Source organism: Streptomyces tuirus (genome assembly GCF_014701095.1).
Lineage (GTDB): Bacteria > Actinomycetota > Actinomycetes > Streptomycetales > Streptomycetaceae > Streptomyces > Streptomyces tuirus.
In genome coordinates this window covers 7,061,729-7,078,137 of record NZ_AP023439.1, presented here as the reverse complement: position 1 = coordinate 7,078,137, position 16,409 = coordinate 7,061,729, and the positions used below count along the sequence as shown (strand labels likewise).

16 protein-coding genes are annotated in these 16,409 nt (G+C 71.0%); 3 read left to right on the top strand and 13 right to left on the bottom strand.

What is annotated here, in order from left to right; all coding sequences use genetic code 11:
• Nucleotides 1–18: 18 nt before the first annotated feature.
• The 13 genes from IGS69_RS32140 to IGS69_RS32080 all read right to left on the bottom strand — a co-directional run bounded on the left by IGS69_RS32140 (nt 19) and on the right by IGS69_RS32080 (nt 14,601).
• The gene (locus IGS69_RS32140; protein WP_190903957.1) at nt 19–1,950 is read right to left on the bottom strand and encodes an MFS transporter; all 1,932 of its coding nucleotides are present in this window, start codon (nt 1,948–1,950) and stop codon (nt 19–21) included.
• A 468-nt stretch (nt 1,951–2,418) separates the two neighbouring features.
• A complete protein-coding gene (locus tag IGS69_RS32135) occupies nt 2,419–2,916 on the bottom strand; it encodes an Hsp20/alpha crystallin family protein (protein ID WP_190903956.1) in 498 nt (165 codons plus the stop codon).
• A 47-nt stretch (nt 2,917–2,963) separates the two neighbouring features.
• Complete coding sequence (locus IGS69_RS32130) at nt 2,964–4,745, bottom strand: FAD-dependent oxidoreductase (RefSeq protein WP_190903955.1); 1,782 nt, start codon at nt 4,743–4,745, stop codon at nt 2,964–2,966.
• A complete protein-coding gene (locus tag IGS69_RS32125; protein ID WP_190903954.1) occupies nt 4,745–5,008 on the bottom strand; it encodes a UBP-type zinc finger domain-containing protein in 264 nt (87 codons plus the stop codon). The genes IGS69_RS32130 and IGS69_RS32125 overlap by 1 nt, the downstream gene beginning before the upstream one ends.
• Nucleotides 5,009–5,014: 6 nt before the next feature.
• Nucleotides 5,015–5,473, bottom strand: coding sequence for a thioredoxin (gene trxA / locus IGS69_RS32120; RefSeq protein ID WP_190903953.1), 459 nt, complete (start codon nt 5,471–5,473; stop codon nt 5,015–5,017).
• Nucleotides 5,470–8,106 carry an ATP-dependent chaperone ClpB gene (gene clpB / locus IGS69_RS32115; RefSeq protein WP_190903952.1) on the bottom strand — a complete coding sequence of 879 codons (2,637 nt, stop codon included), beginning with the start codon at nt 8,104–8,106 and terminating at the stop codon, nt 5,470–5,472. The genes trxA and clpB overlap by 4 nt, the downstream gene beginning before the upstream one ends.
• Nucleotides 8,097–8,504 (bottom strand): chaperone modulator CbpM, encoded by a 408-nt coding sequence (locus IGS69_RS32110; protein WP_190903951.1) that lies wholly within the window; start codon nt 8,502–8,504, stop codon nt 8,097–8,099. The genes clpB and IGS69_RS32110 overlap by 10 nt, the downstream gene beginning before the upstream one ends.
• Nucleotides 8,501–9,454, bottom strand: a complete 954-nt coding sequence (locus IGS69_RS32105; protein WP_190903950.1) for a DnaJ C-terminal domain-containing protein — start codon at nt 9,452–9,454, stop codon at nt 8,501–8,503. Before IGS69_RS32105 ends, IGS69_RS32110 begins: the two co-directional genes overlap by 4 nt.
• Nucleotides 9,455–9,460: 6 nt before the next feature.
• Nucleotides 9,461–10,078 carry a nucleotide exchange factor GrpE gene (locus IGS69_RS32100; RefSeq protein ID WP_190903949.1) on the bottom strand — a complete coding sequence of 206 codons (618 nt, stop codon included), beginning with the start codon at nt 10,076–10,078 and terminating at the stop codon, nt 9,461–9,463.
• 9 nt (nt 10,079–10,087) lie between these two features.
• Nucleotides 10,088–11,998, bottom strand: a complete 1,911-nt coding sequence (gene dnaK / locus IGS69_RS32095) for a molecular chaperone DnaK (protein WP_190903948.1) — start codon at nt 11,996–11,998, stop codon at nt 10,088–10,090.
• 52 nt (nt 11,999–12,050) lie between these two features.
• Nucleotides 12,051–12,539, bottom strand: coding sequence for a general stress protein (locus IGS69_RS32090; RefSeq protein WP_190903947.1), 489 nt, complete (start codon nt 12,537–12,539; stop codon nt 12,051–12,053).
• Between the two features lie 431 nt (nt 12,540–12,970).
• Nucleotides 12,971–14,149 (bottom strand): acyl-CoA dehydrogenase family protein, encoded by a 1,179-nt coding sequence (locus tag IGS69_RS32085; RefSeq protein WP_190903946.1) that lies wholly within the window; start codon nt 14,147–14,149, stop codon nt 12,971–12,973.
• 77 nt (nt 14,150–14,226) lie between these two features.
• Nucleotides 14,227–14,601 (bottom strand): ferredoxin, encoded by a 375-nt coding sequence (locus IGS69_RS32080; RefSeq protein WP_190903945.1) that lies wholly within the window; start codon nt 14,599–14,601, stop codon nt 14,227–14,229.
• Between the two features lie 118 nt (nt 14,602–14,719).
• Between IGS69_RS32080 and IGS69_RS32075 the strand changes: the two genes are divergently transcribed.
• From IGS69_RS32075 to IGS69_RS32065, 3 genes are all read left to right on the top strand, one after another.
• Nucleotides 14,720–15,085 (top strand): DUF6479 family protein, encoded by a 366-nt coding sequence (locus IGS69_RS32075; protein WP_190903944.1) that lies wholly within the window; start codon nt 14,720–14,722, stop codon nt 15,083–15,085.
• Nucleotides 15,086–15,314: 229 nt separating this feature from the next.
• Nucleotides 15,315–15,821: a SigE family RNA polymerase sigma factor gene (locus IGS69_RS32070; RefSeq protein ID WP_190903943.1), complete on the top strand. Its 507-nt coding sequence runs from the start codon at nt 15,315–15,317 to the stop codon at nt 15,819–15,821.
• Between the two features lie 11 nt (nt 15,822–15,832).
• Nucleotides 15,833–16,354, top strand: coding sequence for a cellulase (locus IGS69_RS32065; RefSeq protein WP_190903942.1), 522 nt, complete (start codon nt 15,833–15,835; stop codon nt 16,352–16,354).
• Nucleotides 16,355–16,409: the final 55 nt, after the last annotated feature.

The following is a 16,409-nucleotide window of genomic DNA, read 5'->3' as shown; positions in this document are numbered from 1 at the left end:
TGCCTCCTTCTGCCCCGGTCACCGCTGGTCGCGGGGGTCGTCCGGTGCGCTGCCGGTCGGGCCGTGTCCGTCCGCCGGCGCGTAGCTGCCGTCGGGGAGGCTCCTGACCCTGGACTCCTGCTCGGACTCACGCAGGGCACGGCGGAAGCGTCCGGGGCCCCAGGAACGGCCGTCCACGGCCTGTTCGAGTCGGTCGCGGCTCGTCGGGCCGGTTTCCCGGAGCGCGTGGGTGATCTGTTCGATCTCCTCGTCGAGGCGTCGTTCGGCCATGGCGGAGGTACGGCTTGCCGTGCCCGCGGTGCCCACCATCCCCGGCGAGTACATCCTGCTGCCCTGTCCGGTGCCCGGGCGGTAGCGGCGGGCTCCGGTGCGCTCCCGCTCCCGGCGGCGGGCGGTACGGTCGGCGATCCGCCGTTCCCGCTCGTCCGCCGCCCGCCGGACGTGCTCGGGCCGGCGGCTGTCTCGTGCGTCCTGCGGCGCGGGCTCGTTGCGCAAGGCTGCCTCGGCTTCCTCGGCGGTGAGCGGCCGGGCGATGTTCTCCAGCGACTGCTGTTCGGCCCGGACACCGAAGAAGACCTCGGCCAGCCCGCCCAGCGCCATGGCCGCCGCTCCGACGAGGAAGCCGATGGCCACCAGGTCCGCATCGCCACTGTGGATCAAGTGGCCGAACAGCAGCGGGCCGGTGATTCCGCCCACGGCCGTGCCGATCGCGAAGAACAGCGAGATGGACAGGGCTCGGGTCTCCATGGGGAAGACCTCGCTCACCGTCAGGTAGGCCGAGCTCGCTCCGGCGGACGCCACGAAGAAGGTCAGCGAGACCAGCAGGAAGAACGACCATGTCGTCAGGGAGCCGTTGACCAGCAGGACGGCGAGGATTGCCGCCACGACCGCCGAGCCGAAGTAGGTGCCCGCGATCATCGGCTTTCTGCCCACGGTGTCGAACAGCCGGCCGAGAAGGAGTGGTCCGAGGAAGTTGGCGATGGCGAAGAGGGCCATGAAGTAGGGGATCGAGCCGGAGCCGATGTCGAAGAAGCCGTTCAGGATCGTGCCCAGGTCGAAGACGATCGCGTTGTACAGGAACGCCTGTCCGACGAAGAGCGCCAGACCGAGAATGGCGCGCCGCGGGTACCGCCGCACAGCAACGCTGGCGATCTCCCTGAACGGGATGACGTCGCGCTGCCGTACGGTGACCGCCTCGCCCGGTTCCGGCAGCTCTCGGCCGATCTCTTGGCGCACCTCCGCCTCGATCCGGTCGACGATGCGTTCAGCCTCCTCTTCATGCCCGTGGATGAACAGCCAGCGCGGACTCTCCGGCACATGGCGGCGTACCAGCATGATCCCCAGGCCCAGGACGCCGCCCAGGCCGAAGGCCAGCCGCCAGCCGAGGTTGTCCGGCAGCAGACTCTCGTTGAGAAGCAGCACGGCGACCAGGCTGCCGAGCGCGGCACCGACCCAGTAGCTGCCGTTGATGGCCAGGTCCACCTGACCGCGGTTGCGGGCGGGAATCAGCTCGTCGATGGCCGAGTTGATCGCGGCGTACTCTCCGCCGATGCCCATACCGGTGATGAAGCGGGCGAGGTAGAGATACCAGGCGTCGTGGGCGAACGCGGTCGCGACCGTGGCGAGGATGTAGATGCCGAGCGTGAGCATGAACAGCTTCTTGCGCCCGTAGCGGTCGGTGAGCCTCCCGAACAGCAGAGCGCCCACGCAGGCGCCTGCCACGTAGATGGCGGCGGCGGTGCCTATGTCGGCGCTGGTCAGGTCGATGCCGCTGCCCGGCTCGGTCATTCGGGCGGCAACTGCCCCGACGATCGTCACTTCGAGTCCGTCCAGAATCCAGACGGTTCCCAGACCGATGACGATCCGCCAGTGGAACCGGGACCATGGCAGCCGGTCGAGCCGAGCGGGGACCTTGGTGGTGACGACACCGAGCTCGCTGGTGGTGGTCATGCCATGCCTCCTCGTTCAGGGCCATGGGCTGTTGCCTGGAGAGGGACAGAACAGGCCGGAATGAACCGGTCCGCCTAGGGTGGTGTGCTGTGCTGCGCTGCGACCTTCTGGGACACCGTTTCCGCTTCCGCCATGAGGGCGACACGATGCTCTGGCGCTGTGCCCGTGGGTGCGGAGCGGGGGGAAGCAAGCGATATCCGACGGCCCAGGACGCCGAGCGTTACGCACGGGCATTCGACCGGGAGGACCAGGCGGACCTGGGCCGGCGAGCACCGCTGGGGCTGCTCCCCCTTCGGCTGCTGCGTGCCTGGCGTCTGCGGCGCCGAAAGGAAGCCGGTGGCGGGCCAGGTGCCGAGCCGCCGCGGTGAGGGGTCGTGATACGGGACGTCGTCCATGAGTCACCCCGGATGCCGGGCCTCGCCGGCCCGGCCGCGGAACCGGACGTGTGTCCGGAACCGCGGTCGCTTCTCAGCCGCTGCTCCCGGTGCCTTCACTCGCCTCGCTGATCTCGACGCGCCGGGGCTTTGCGACCTCGGCCTTGGGGACGGTGATGGTGAGCACGCCGTCCGACATCTGCGCGTTGATCTTGTCGGTGTCGATCTCTCCGGGCAGCCGCAGCCGGTACTCGAAGGCTCCGGTGCGGCGCGTGCTCCGCCGCAGGACACCTTTGCGTTCCTTCTCCTTGATCTCTCCGGTGACCACGAGCTCCTGGCCGTTGGCTTCGACGTCGATGTCCTTGCTCTTGACGCCGGGGAGTTCGATCTCGATGTGGAAGGCGTCGTCGGACTCCGTGACATCCGCCAGGGGCGTCCACGCGACTGCGGGCGCCGTGCCTCCCACCGTGGACTCGATCAGTCCGCTCATCTCGCTGAGCAGCTGGTCGAACTCCGTCAGCGGATTGCGTGCCCAGCCAACGGGCCTTTCCTGCATCGCGCCACCGCGGTGGCGCCTGACGGGCGTGCTCATTCCCATCGCCTCCTTCTCCTTCTCGTGATCTCGTCGCCCGCTGGGTGTCATGCGAGCCAAGCGGACTCCTTCCGACGGGTCTGCGGAGAGCTGTCGCTACCGCCGGGCGCGGCCGTGTGGCCCAGATAGCGGTGCACGAAGTGGATGCTCATCGCGCCCTCGCCGACCGCGGAGGCCACGCGTTTCACCGAGCCGCTGCGGACATCGCCGGCGGCGAAGACGCCGGGCAGGCTGGTCTCCAGCGTCAGGCAGTCGCGGCCCTGGCTCTGCCACAGCTCGGGGACGGAGCCCGCCTGCGCCTCCGCCCCGGTGAGCACGAAACCGCGCGCGTCGAGGGCGAGCGTGCCGGACAGCCACTCGGTGTGGGGCTCGGCGCCGGTGAAGACGAACAGGGCCCGCACCTCCAGCCGGCGGCTCTCGCCCGTACCGTGGTCGACCACGGTGACCGCCTCCAGCACGTCGTCACCCAGCGCCTCGGTCACCTCGGTGTGCAGCAGCACGCTCACCCGCGGGTGGCGCTCGACCTGGTCGATCAGGTAGCGGGACATGTGTGCCTCGAGGCTCGGCCCACGGACGAGCAGATACACCTGCGGTACGTACCCGGCCAGGAAGAGCACGGCCTGGCCCGCGGAGTTGCCTCCGCCGACGACGGCCACCGGGTCGGTGCGGCACTGCTGGGCCTCGTAGACGGTCGCCGAGTAGTGGACGCTCGTTCCCTCCAGGCGTTCGATGCCGGGCACCTGGAGGCGGCGGTAGCGAGCGCCGGTGGCCAGGACGACGGTACGGGCGGTGATCTCGCTGCCGTCGGCGAACCCGACGGCGTAGTGCCCGTCGCGCGGTTCGAGCCGAGCCGCCTCCGCCGGGACGCTGATCCTGGCACCGAACTTATGGGCCTGGAGCACGGCGCGTTCGGTGAGTTCGGCGCCGGAGATGCCGGAGGGGAAGCCGAGCAGATTCTCGATGCGGGAGGACGTGGCGGCCTGGCCGCCGCTGGCCATGGCCTCGGCCACGGTCGTCCCCAGGCCTTCCGAGGCGGCGTTCACCGCGGCGGCCAGACCAGCGGGCCCGGAGCCGACGATCAGGAGATCGCCGTGACGGTTTCCGGCGGGCAGCGAGGGCAGGCCCATGAGCCGGGCCAGTTCCGCGTTGCTGGGGTTGCGCAGCAACGTGGTGTCCCGCCAGATGACGAGCGGTGTCTCCTCCGGGCCGACGCCGAAGCGGCGCAGCAGTTCCTCGGCCTCCTCGTCGGTCTCCAGGTCGATCCAGCGGTACGGCAGCCGGTTGCGGGCGGCGAACTCGCGCAGCCGCCGGGTGTCGGGCGAATAGCGCGAGCCGACGATGCGGAAACCGGCGCCCTGCCCGACGAGCAGGGCACGGCGGCCCAGGCAGGCGCGCAGCACCACATCGCCGAGGACGGAGTCCCGGGTCACCAGGTCACGCAGCTGGTCCATGGACAGGGAGAGGACCTCGCCGGGGTCCCTGACGACGGCGGTGTAGAAGGCCACCTGTCCGTTGAGGAGCCCGAGTTCGCCGATGAAGCGGCGGGGGCCGTGCACACGCAGCAGCCGTTCGTCGGGCGTGCCGTAGCCCTCGACGATGGCGACCGAGCCGCTGAGGACGACGTAGAACGTCTCGCACGGCTCCCCCTCCCGGATCAGCACGTCACCGGCGTCGACCGCGCGCCGCCGGCCCTGCTGCTCCAGGCGGGCCATCTGGTCGTCCGACAGGCGGGGATAGGCGCCGTAGATGTCGGCGGTCTCGAAGGGGACGCTCTCCTCCGCCTCGTCCGGCCCGGGGGCCGGGCCCGGCCCCGTCTCGTCGCCGGCCATCACACGAACGCCTCATGGACGAAGCACCACCGCCAGTCCTCGCCGGGCTCCATCGACGCCGCGACCGGATGGCCGTCGGCGGCGGCGTGCCGGCGCGCGTGCCGGTTCGGCGAGGAATCACAGCAGCCGACGTGGCCGCAGGTCAGGCAGAGCCTGAGGTGGACCCACGGGGAGCCGAGCAGCAGGCACTCCTGACACCCTTCCGGGGTCAGTGGCTGGACCGGCCGGACCAGCGCGAGGTGGGGGTCGGTTCCTACGGTCATGGCTGTTCACCCTTTCCCGGCCGGTTCGCGGCCGGCGATCGACTGCTCCACCCACCGCCGCAGGGCGGGGGCAGGTGCGGCACCCGTCTGCCGGGCGATGGTCTGCCCCTTGTCGAGGACCAGCAGCGTCGGTACCGCCTGGACCTCGAACCGCTGCGCCAGACGCGGGTTCTTGTCGATGTCGACCTTGACCAGCTTGATCTTTCCCGCGAGATCGGTGGCGACCTGCTCCAGCGCGGGGCTCACCATGCGGCAGGGACCGCACCAGGTGGCCCACAGGTCGACGACGACGGGCACGGTGGCCTGCTCGACGACCTCGGTGAAGTCGTCTTCGCCCGCGTCGGCCATCCACGGCAACGGCTGCTTGCAGTTGGCGCACTTGGGGCGGCCCTCGGCGGCCACGGGGACCCGGTTGGTGCGCCCGCAGTGCGGACAGGTGACCTTGGTGGCTTGCACGGTAGTCATGCCGCCGCTCCCTTCACGTCCTCGGGCTGGTCGTAGGTGACGACGAGCTCTCCGTGCTGGGCGTCGACGCGCACCGTCGCGCCGTCCTGTACGTCGCCGCGCAGCAGGGCGCGCCCGACCAGCGTCTCGACCTCGTGGGAGATGTAACGCCGCAGCGGCCGGGCCCCGTACACCGGGTCGTAGCCCTGCTGGGCGATCAGCTCCCGCGCCGCCTTGGTGAGCTCGACGGTGATGCGACGCTCGGCGAGGCGGCTACGCAGCTCGTCGAACTGCAGCTCCACGATCTGCTCGATCTGCCGCTCACCGAGCGGCTTGAACAGCACGATGTCGTCGACGCGGTTGAGGAACTCCGGACGGAAGTGCCCGCGCAGCTCGCCCATCACCAGGGCACGGGCCTCCGGCTTGATCTCGCCCTCGGCGGTGACACCGTCGAGGAGATGCTCGGAGCCGATGTTGGACGTCATGATGATCACGGTGTTGCGGAAGTCGACGGTGCGGCCCTGGGCGTCGGTGATGCGGCCGTCGTCGAGGACCTGCAGCAGGGTGTTGAAGACGTCGGTGTGCGCCTTCTCGATCTCGTCGAACAGTACGACCGAGTACGGCTTGCGGCGTACGGCCTCGGTGAGCTGACCGCCCTCCTCGTAGCCGACGTATCCGGGCGGGGCCCCCACCAGCCGGCTGACGGTGTGCCGCTCCTGGTACTCGCTCATGTCGAGGCGGACCATGTTGTCCTCGGAGTCGAACAGCGCCCGGGCGAGGGTCTTGGCCAGCTCGGTCTTCCCGACGCCCGTCGGGCCGAGGAAGATGAACGAGCCGATGGGGCGCCGCGGATCCCGGATACCGGAACGGGCGCGGATGATGGCGTCGGCGACGAGCTTGACGGCCTCGTCCTGGCCGATGACGCGCTCGCGCAGGATCTCGTCGAGGCGCAGCAGCTTCTCGCGTTCGCCCTCCTGGAGACGGGCGACGGGAACGCCGGTCCAGGCGGCGACGATCTCGGCGATCTCCTCCTCCGTGACGACCTCGCGCAGCAGCCGGTTCTCCCCTTGCTTCGCGGCCAGTTGCTCCTCCTCCGCGGCGAGCCGGCGCTCCAGCTCCTGCAGGCGGCCGTAGCGGAGTTCGGCGGCGCGGTTGAGGTCGTAGGCGCGTTCCGCCTCCTCCGCCTCGTGGCGGACCTGCTCCAGTTCCTGGCGCAGCTCCTGCACACGGCGGATGGCCTGCCGTTCGGCCTCCCACTGGGCGTGCTTGGCGTCGGCCTCGCTGCGCAGGTCGGCGAGTTCCTTGCGCAGTTCCTCCAGGCGGGCCTGGCTCGCGGGGTCGGTCTCCTTGGAGAGGGCGGCCTCCTCGATCTCCAGGCGGGTGACGCGGCGGGTGATCTCGTCGAGTTCGGCGGGCATCGAGTCGATCTCGGTACGCAACCGGGCGCACGCCTCGTCGACGAGGTCGATGGCCTTGTCGGGCAGGAACCGGTCGGTGATGTAGCGGTGGCTGAGGGTGGCCGCGGACACCAGCGCGGTGTCCTGGATCTTCACGCCGTGGAAGATCTCCAGGCGTTCGCGAAGCCCGCGCAGGATGGAGATGGTGTCCTCCACGCTCGGCTCGTCGACCAGGACCTGCTGGAAGCGGCGTTCGAGGGCAGGGTCCTTCTCGATGTGCTTGCGGTACTCGTCGAGGGTGGTGGCACCGATCATGTGGAGTTCGCCGCGGGCGAGCATCGGCTTGAGCATGTTGCCCGCGTCCATGGCTCCTTCGGCGGCGCCCGCGCCCACGACGGTGTGGAGTTCGTCGACGAAGAGCAGGATGTGCCCCTGGGCGGCCTTCACCTCGGACAGCACGGCCTTGAGGCGTTCCTCGAACTCGCCCCGGTACTTCGCACCGGCCACCAGGGAGCCCATGTCGAGTGCGAACACGGTCTTGTCGCGCAGCCCTTCGGGCACGTCGCCGCGGACGATGCGCTGGGCGAGGCCCTCGACGATGGCGGTCTTGCCGACGCCGGGGTCGCCGATCAGGACCGGGTTGTTCTTGGTCTTGCGGCTGAGGATCTGGGTGACGCGGCGGATCTCGGCGTCCCGGCCGATGACCGGGTCGAGTTTGCCGTCCCTGGCCTCGGCGACCAGGTCGCGGCCGTACTTCTCCAGGGCCTCGTACGCCACTTCGGGGTTGGCCGAGGTCACACGCTGGTTGCCGCGGATCCGGGTCAGCGCGCTCAGGAACGAGTCCCGGGTGATGCCGTGCTGCTTGAGCAGGCGTCCGGCGGCGGTGGACGAGCCCTCCTCGGCCAGGGCCAGCAGGAGGTGCTCCACGGACACGTACTCGTCCTTGAGGCGTTTGGCCTCCCGCTCGGCGGCGTCCAGCAGCCGGGACAGGCGCTGGGTGACGAACACCTGGCCCGGTGCCGCGCCCGGGCCGGTCACCTTGGGCCGGCGGGAAAGCTCCTCACGCACAGCCGCACCGAGCTCCTCGGGGTCCCCGCCCGCCTGTTGCAGCAGCCGCGGGATCAGGCCGTCCTCCTGGTCGAGGAGCGCGAGCAGCAGATGCTCACCGTCGACCTCGGTCTGGCCCATGCGGACGGCTGCGGTCTGCGCTTCCTGAAGGGCTTCCTGTGACTTCTGGGTGAGACGGTTCATGTCCATGGGGGTGAGTCACTCCTCCTGCCGCGGTCGCGCAGCGCGGCTTCGAGCAGGCTGATGCGGTCGAGCAGGTCGAGCACCAGACCGATGGATGCGTAGTTGAGGCAGAGTCCTGAGCGCAACCGCTGGACGCGGGCGAGGACCGCCGGGGCCGCGGAGTCGAACACCAGGCGCCCCGCGGCGTCCCGCTCGGCGTCGACCAGGCCCAGGGCGACGAAGCGGCGGACCAGGTCGGGATGGACGCCGGCGCGGCGGGACACGGTGTCCAGGGAAAGCCTGGGCACGGGGACGAGCGCGTACCGCACGGCCGTGGAGCCGGCGCGGGTCCGTACGGGATGCCCGCCCGCGTCGGCCCGGCTGGCCCGGCCGCCGGTCGCCGCCCATGAGGGTCGGTCGCTCATGACGTCCTCCTGGGATCGTACGAAGAGGTGGCGGCGAGCTCCTCGAACAGCTCGCGCTCCCGGTCGCTGAGCTCGGGCGGCACCATGATGCGGACCTCGGCGTAGAGGTTGCCGTCGGGGCCGCGCGGGTTCGGCATGCCCTCGCCGCGCAGCCGTAGCCGCCGGCCACTGGAGGAGCCCGCGGGCACCGTGACCTTGGCCGTGCTGCCGCCCGGGGTGGGCACCGGAACCGTCGCGCCCAGCGCGGCCTCCCAGGGGGTGACCGGAAGCTGTACGTACACATCCCGGCCGTCCAGCCGGAACCGAGGGTGCGGCTTGATACGCACCCGCAGATACAGATCCCCCGCGGCGGCGTCGCCACTGCCCCGTCCGCCCTCGCCCGCCAGGCGGATGCGCTGCCCGTCGGTGACGCCGGGCGGTACGTCGACCTCGTACCGGCGCGGCTGCCCGGTGGGGCCGGCGAGCGTGACGGTGCGCCGGCCTCCCCTGTACGCCTCCTCGACGGTGAGCGGCAGCTCGGCCTCCTGGTCGGCCCCCGGTACACCGCCGGGGGCGCCGCCTGCTCCGAAGAACGAGCCGAACAGGTCCTCGATGTCGATGCCCTCCCCGAAGTCGTCGCCGAAGCCGGTGGCGTACCGGACACGGGGGCCGCCCGCACCAGCGGTTCTGCGAGCGCGGAAGCCGCCGCCGCCCGCGCCGGCACCGACGCGCTCCTCCCAGTCCTCGGGGACCCTCCGGAAGTCCTCGCCGAAGCGGTCGTAACGGGCCCGGGTCTTGGGGTCGGACAGGACGCTGTACGCCTCGTTGAGGTCCTTGAAGCGTTCTTCCGCACCCGGGTCCTTGTTGACGTCGGGGTGGTACTTGCGGGCCAGTTTGCGATACGCCTGCTGGATCTCGTCCTGGCTCGCGGTCCGTGACACGCCCAGCACCTCGTAGAAGTCCTGTGCCATGACCGGTCACTCCCGCTTCGCCACAGTCACGGCGGCGGGCCTGAGCTGCCGTTCGCCGTCCCCGTATCCCGGCCGCAGCACCTCGACGACCGTGCCCGGTGGGGCGTCGGGGTCCTGGACGACGCCGACCACCTCGTGCCGGGCCGGGTCGAAGGCGACGCCGGTCTCCGCGTGCCGCGGGTAGCCGAGCAGTTCGAGGACGTTGACCCCTTGGTCGCGGACCGCCCGGACGCCCTCCACGATCGCGCCGGGGTCGGATCCCGCGTGGGTCAGGGCGAGTTCGAGGTTGTCCAGGACGGGCAGGAAGGCGGCGGCCGTGCGGGACCGCTCGGCCGTCCGCTCCCGTTCCAGTTCCTTGGTGTGGCGCTTGCGGAGATTGTCGAGGTCGGCGAGCGCGCGCCGCCAGCGGTCCTCGAGGTCCTTGAGCTCGGCCGTGTGCTGGTCCTCGGACGGTGCGGGGCCGCCGGCCGCGTCGGGGCCGGGTGCCTCGTCCGTGTCGGACCCCGGCCCGGACGGCGGGCTCGAGCGCGGAAGATCCCCTCGCGGAGGGCCTGCGGCGCCCTCCGCGGCCGGGTCGGCCGGGTCCGGCACGGCCGGGTCGGATTCCCTGGGGTGGATCGGCATGGCGGTTCCTCAGTCCTTGTCGAACTCGGCATCGATGACGTCTTCGTCACCGCCACCGCCACCCGGGCCGCCACCGGCGGCACCGTCGTCGGTGGTGTCCTGGTCGGGACCGCCCGTGGTGGCGCCGGCCTGATGCGCCGTCAGCGCTGCCAGCACCTGCTGGAGTTCGGAGGTCAGGGGCCGCACGCGCTCCACGCCTGCCTCCTCCTTGACCGCCGCCCGGGCATCCGACACCAGCATCTCGGCGCGTGACTTCTCGTGCGCGGGTGCGGCGTCGCCGAGCTCGGCGAGGCGCTTTTCGACCTGGTACGCGACGGCGTCGAGTTCGTTGCGGGCGTCGACGGCCTCGCGCAGGGCCTTGTCCTCGCCCTGGTTCCGCTCGGCCTCCTGGACCATGCGTTCGACTTCGCCGCGGTCGAGGTTGGAGCTCTCGGTGATGGTGATGCCCTGTTCCTTGCCGGTGTCCTGGTCGCGGGCCTTGACGTTGAGGATGCCGTTGGCGTCGACGTCGAAGGTGACCTCGATCTGCGGTTCGCCGCGCGGCGCCGGGCGGATGTCGGTGAGCTGGAAGCGGCCGAGCACCCGGTTGTCGGCGGCCCGTTCGCGCTCGCCCTGGAGGACGACGATGTCGACGGCGGGCTGGTTGTCCTCGGCGGTGGAGAAGGTCTCGGTGCGGCGCACGGGGATGGTGGTGTTCCGCTCGATGATCTTCGTCATCACGCCGCCGCGTGTCTCGACACCCAGCGACAGGGGCGTGACGTCGAGCAGCAGGACGTCCTTGACCTCGCCCTTGAGCACCCCGGCCTGGATCGCGGCACCCAGGGCCACGACCTCGTCGGGGTTGACGCTCATGTTGGGTTCCTTGCCGCCGGTCAGCCGGCGCACGAGGGCCTGGACGGCGGGGATGCGGGTGGAACCGCCGACGAGGATGACCTCGTCGATGTCGCTCTCGCCGACCTTGGCATCCGCCATGGCCTGCTTGACCGGTTCCAGGCACCGCTCCACCAGGTCGCTGGTGATCTGCTCGAACGTGGAGCGCATGACCGAGTCGGTGAGGTGCTTGGGGCCCGACGCATCGGCGGTGATGAACGGCAGACTGACCTGTGTCTGCGTCACCGAGCTCAGCTCGGTCTTGGCCTTCTCCGCCGCTTCGAACAGGCGTTGCAGGGCCTGCGGGTCCTTGCGCAGGTCGATGCCGTTCTCCTTCTGGAAGTCGTCCGCGAGGTAATCGACCAGCCGCCGGTCGAAGTCGTCACCGCCCAGGTGACTGTCGCCCGCCGTCGAACGCACCTCCACCACGCCGTCGCCCACGTCGAGGATGCTCACATCGAACGTGCCGCCGCCGAGGTCGAAGACCAGCACCGTCTCGTGTTCCTTCTTGTCCATGCCGTACGCGAGGGCGGCCGCGGTCGGCTCGTTGATGATCCGCAGCACCTCCAGGCCCGCGATCCGCCCGGCGTCCTTGGTCGCGGTGCGCTGGGCGTCGTTGAAGTAGGCGGGCACGGTGATGACCGCCTCCGTGACCCGTTCCCCGAGCTGCTTGGACGCGTCGTCGGCGAGCTTGCGCAGCACCTGGGCGCTGATCTCCTCGGGCGCGTAGAGCTTGTCGCGCACCTTGAAGCGGGCGACGCCGCCCGGGCCCTCGACGACGTCGTACGCCACCGCCTTGGCCTCGTCCGAGATCTCGTCGAAGTGCCGGCCGATGAACCGCTTGGCCGAGTAGATGGTGCCCTTGGGGTTGAGGATCGCCTGGCGCCGGGCCAGCTGGCCCACCAGCCGTTCCCCGGTGTCGGTGAAGGCCACCACGGACGGTGTCGTGCGGTTGCCCTCGCTGTTGGGCACGACGGAAGCTTCGCCGCCCTCCCACACGGCGATCACCGAGTTCGTGGTGCCCAGGTCGATGCCCACTGCCTTGGCCATGAGGAGCTCCTCCCGGTGCGGCGGCACGCGCCGCAGCTGCGGTTCCGATCGTTCATGTATGGGCGGGACGTCCGCCTGCGCCGGTGGTGTACAGCCCGCCGAGCAGCCGTATGGCCTCATCGGCGACCGCTTCGTCCACGACGACGTCGTACCGGCTGGGCTGCATCGAGCTGACCGAGGCGAAGTCCCGGCGGCCGCCCTGCAGGGCGTACAGCAGCAGGCCGAACAGCGCGCCCACGATCGCCCCGAAAATCAGGCCGTAGAGGGCGACGAGCAGGCTGGAGACGATGGGGTCCACCCAGTCGAGCAAGCCGAAGAGCCAGCCGATCAGCGCACCGGGCAGGGCCCCGCTCGCCGCACCGTGCAGGGCGGCCCGGCCGTAGTTCATACGTCCGACGACCTGCTCGACAAGGCGGACGTCCTGGCCGATGATGGCCACCCTCTCCACGGGAAACCCCTGGTCCGAGAGGTGGTCGACGGCGCGTTCGGCTTCCTGGTACGTCTCGTACGTGGCAACGGGCCTACGAGGTTGCTCGGTCATCGCCCAGTCCTTCCTGCCGGTGTGCACGGCGGCCCCCGGCAAGCCCAGATTCGCGAACCGAGCGGCTCTACGCCTGCTCCCGGCAGGTCAAAGAACGACGGAGCCCGTCCTCCCGCGAGCACTAGGCGAAACTCCGAAGCCCTCGGGTGAGCCGGTCGCACCGGGGTACACGAGGTCCGCCCCACCTCTGCGAGGGCTCGGGAAAGGGCTGCGCCTGGCCATGGACCAGGTGCCGGCCGTCGGCCCGTACCGAGCCGAGGCCGGATACCTCAGGGTGTACGGCCGGCCGGCTGGCCCCGGCCCGCAGGGCGGGCCGGACCGTGCGTCAGCCGTTCTCCCTCGTGGTCGAGTCGGGATATCAGCGGGCCGTGCACGACGCGCTCGCGAGGGGATGTCCGGTGCTGACCGAACGTCCTCGTCGCAACACCCCGTCAGCGTCGCACCCTCGGCATTCCCAGCCCGATCCACGAGATGATCTCCCGCTGGATCTCGTTGTTGCCGCCGCCGAAGGTGAAGATGACCGCCGAGCGGTAGCCGCGTTCGAGTTCGCCGTGCAGGACCGCTCCGGCCGAGCCTTCCTTGAGGGCGCCGGGGGCCGCGACGATCTCCATGAGCCAGGCGTAGGCGTCGCGCCGGGCCTCCGAGCCGTAGACCTTGACGGCGGAGGCGTCCTGGGGGGTGAGGGTGCCGTCCTGGACGGCGCCGACCATCTGCCAGTTGAGCAGTTTGAGCGCGTCCAGCCGGGCGTGGGTGCGGGCCAGGAGGCGGCGTACCCAGGGCAGGTCGGCGACGCGGCGGCCGTCGGCGAGCTTGGTCTCCATCGCCCAGCGCTGCACGTCGTGCAGGGCGCGGATCGCCATGGTGCCGTGTGCGGCCAGGGTCACGCGCTCGTGGTTGAGCTGGTTGGTGATCAGCCGCCAGCCCTGGTTCTCGGCGCCGACCCTGAGGGAGACGGGGACGCGGATGTTCTCGTAGTAGCTGGCAGTGGTGTCGTGCGAGGCGAGGGTGTTGATCAGGGTGCAGGAGTAGCCGGGGTCGGTGGTCGGGACGAGGAGCATGGTGATGCCCTGGTGCGGCGGTGCGTCCGGGTCGGTGCGGACCGCCAGCCAGACCCAGTCGGCGGTGTCCCCGTTGGTCGTCCAGATCTTCTGGCCGTCGACGACGTACTCGTCGCCCTCCCGTACCGCCCTGGTATGCAAGGACGCCAGGTCGGTGCCGGCGCCGGGCTCGCTGTAGCCGATGGCGAAGTCGATCTCGCCGGAGAGGATCTTGGGCAGGAAGTACGTCTTCTGCTCGTCGGTGCCGTACTGCATGATCGTGGGGCCGACGGTGTTCAGCGCCATGAGCGGCAGCGGGACGCCCGCCTGGGCGGCTTCGTCGAAGAAGATGAACTGCTCCATGGCGGTCAGGCCGCGCCCGCCGTACTCCTTCGGCCAGCCCACGCCGAGCCAGCCGTCCGCGCCGAGCTTGCGGACGGTCTCGCGGTAGAACCGCTTCTGGGCACTCGGGTCTCCGTGCCGGGCGTGGGCGTGGTCCGGGACGAGCCCGGCGAAGTAGGACCGCAGTTCGGTGCGCAGCCGCTGCTGCTCGGGCGTGTATTCGAGGTGCACGGCGCCTCCAGGCTCCCCAGGCCGGTCCTGTCGGCGCACACCGTAGAACGTGTTTCAGAAATTGTGAATGGCGTTGGTCAGTTCAGCGTGGCGAGGAAGTCGGTGCACGCCCGTGCACAGGTGCGGCACGCCGCCGCCGAGTCCTCCGCGCCCGGTTGCCGGTCGAAGACGTGGGCAGCCTCGAGGCACACGGTCCGGCACCACTCCACCTGGACCCGGATGGTGCTCTCGTCCACCTGGTTCTGCTCGGACAGCACACGGCAGGTCGCGTCGCAGACCTCCGCGCACATGATGCCCTTGCGTCGTACGAGTTCCTGGTTCTCGGTGCCGTCGGGATCCACGAGGCTGGCGCGCAGCGCGCACGCCCGCGCGCACTCCGTGCACGCCTGCGCACAGGCGAAACGGTCCTCCAGGAACCGGAACAGCTCCTGCTGGGATGTCGTCGAAGTCACACCGCGCGGGTAGCCCCCCTCGGTGCCGGTCAAACCCGGCGTTCCCCGGTGTTCCGCAGGGCGGGCGGCCGCCCGTGCCCGGCGGGTTCACGGAGGGGACCGGGGGTACCCGCGTGCCATGAAGAGCGCATGGATGGAGATGGCCGCGGGCAGTGGCGCCGTCGGCATCGGGCTGATCGTGGCGGGTGTGGTGGTCGTGGCTCTGCTGCTGGGGGCCTTCGTCCTCGGCGTGCGCGTCAAGCGCAGGGAGCTGCCCACACCCCGTCCGGACGAGCAGCCGCGGCTGCCCGACGGGGGCCCGGTCCGCGAGACGAGTGAGCGCCGGGAGCCCGAGGAGGTCCCCCGCAGCGACGAGCGCCTGACGCCGCACCAGCTGAAGGGGCACGGCACCATGAGCGACCGGACGAGCGCGTCGCAGGAGCGCCCGCGCTGGAACGAGGGCAGCAGCGGTTCGTTCGGCAGCGGCGGCCCGGGCGGCGGCTGACCCCCGGGAGCCGGCGGCCGGCGTGGCCGCGAAACCCTGGCAGAAGGGCCCGTGCGTGTGCACGGGCCCTTTTCCGTGTCCGGGCCCGGCAGCAGAGGCGTGCGGTGCCGGCCGGGACGGGCCGACGAACACAGACGTGAGGTGGATCACAGGTTTCAGGTGCATCGTGGAGCGGGGGCCTGCGTCTTTTGAGTGGTGTAGGGGGCCACTGAGACGCAGGACGGTGAGGATGGAGCAGGTTCGGGCGGACGGCTTCGACGAGTTCGCGGCCGCCCGTTGGTCGACGCTGCTCCATGTCGCGCGTCTGCTCACGGGGGGCGACCGGCAGCGTGCCGAGGATCTGGTGCAGGAGGCGTTGGTCAAGCTGTGGTTCGCCTGGCCGAAGATCGCCGACCAGGCTCCCGAGGCATACGTGCGCACGGTGCTGGTACGGCTGGCGGCCCGCTCGGCGCGGCGGCGCTGGTGGGGGGAGCGTCCGGTGGAGCAGCTGCCCGACCGGCCCGGCCCGGTCGATGTGTCGTCCGCCGTCGCGGAGCGTTCGCGGCTGGAGGGGGCGCTGGCGCAGCTGTCGCCCAACCAACGGGCGGCGGTGGTGCTGCGCTACTACGAGGACCTGCCCGAGGCCCAGGTCGCACAGGCTCTGGGCTGCCCGGTGGGCACCGCCCGGTCCCATGCGTCACGCGGAGTCGCACGGCTCCGCCAGATCCTGTCCGACGCCGTCAGGCCCGTGACATGAAAGGAGAACCGATGGACGACTTCGAGCGGGACCTGTCGCGGCTGATGCGTGACGCCCAGCAGCACACCCCCTACGAGCCCGAGCACCGGCAGCGGCTGCACGCGGGCATCAGGACCCGCCGCAGGTCGAGGTTGCTGTGGAAGGCGGGCGGCTCCGCCGTGGCGGTGGCCGGACTCAGTGTCGCGCTGGCCCTGCTGCCCAACCTGCTCACCCGCGCCCAGCCCGCCGATCCCCGGCCGCAGCCGGAGACGAGCCCGACGGCCTCACCGGACGGCACGCCGACGACCGAGCCGTCGCCGACCAGCCCCACTCCGACCCTGCGGCCCGAGACGTCCCTGCCCGCGACCACCACCGGCGGCGCCACACCGTCCGCCACGACGGCCCCGCCGACCGAGCCCACCCCCACGGCCACGGCCTCCGAGAGCCGGACCGTCACGACGCGGCCCGCGCCGCCGCCCTCCCCGACACCGACGACGGCCCCTCCGTCCGCGCTGGACTCCGAGGAACCCTCCGCATCGGCCTCCACCGAGTAGCCGCCTGAGCGGCCCCCCACGTCGAGGGCTCCACGCCCCCCACCTTCACCGCACC

Coding starts and splice junctions, on each gene's coding strand:
- IGS69_RS32140 (WP_190903957.1), bottom strand. CDS start 1,950: ATGACCACCACCAGCGAGCTCGGTGTCGTCACCACCAAGGTCCCCGCT.
- IGS69_RS32135 (WP_190903956.1), bottom strand. CDS start 2,916: ATGAGCACGCCCGTCAGGCGCCACCGCGGTGGCGCGATGCAGGAAAGG.
- IGS69_RS32130 (WP_190903955.1), bottom strand. CDS start 4,745: ATGGCCGGCGACGAGACGGGGCCGGGCCCGGCCCCCGGGCCGGACGAG.
- IGS69_RS32125 (WP_190903954.1), bottom strand. CDS start 5,008: ATGACCGTAGGAACCGACCCCCACCTCGCGCTGGTCCGGCCGGTCCAG.
- trxA (WP_190903953.1), bottom strand. CDS start 5,473: ATGACTACCGTGCAAGCCACCAAGGTCACCTGTCCGCACTGCGGGCGC.
- clpB (WP_190903952.1), bottom strand. CDS start 8,106: ATGGACATGAACCGTCTCACCCAGAAGTCACAGGAAGCCCTTCAGGAA.
- IGS69_RS32110 (WP_190903951.1), bottom strand. CDS start 8,504: ATGAGCGACCGACCCTCATGGGCGGCGACCGGCGGCCGGGCCAGCCGG.
- IGS69_RS32105 (WP_190903950.1), bottom strand. CDS start 9,454: ATGGCACAGGACTTCTACGAGGTGCTGGGCGTGTCACGGACCGCGAGC.
- IGS69_RS32100 (WP_190903949.1), bottom strand. CDS start 10,078: ATGCCGATCCACCCCAGGGAATCCGACCCGGCCGTGCCGGACCCGGCC.
- dnaK (WP_190903948.1), bottom strand. CDS start 11,998: ATGGCCAAGGCAGTGGGCATCGACCTGGGCACCACGAACTCGGTGATC.
- IGS69_RS32090 (WP_190903947.1), bottom strand. CDS start 12,539: ATGACCGAGCAACCTCGTAGGCCCGTTGCCACGTACGAGACGTACCAG.
- IGS69_RS32075 (WP_190903944.1), top strand. CDS start 14,720: ATGAAGAGCGCATGGATGGAGATGGCCGCGGGCAGTGGCGCCGTCGGC.
- IGS69_RS32070 (WP_190903943.1), top strand. CDS start 15,315: ATGGAGCAGGTTCGGGCGGACGGCTTCGACGAGTTCGCGGCCGCCCGT.
- IGS69_RS32065 (WP_190903942.1), top strand. CDS start 15,833: ATGGACGACTTCGAGCGGGACCTGTCGCGGCTGATGCGTGACGCCCAG.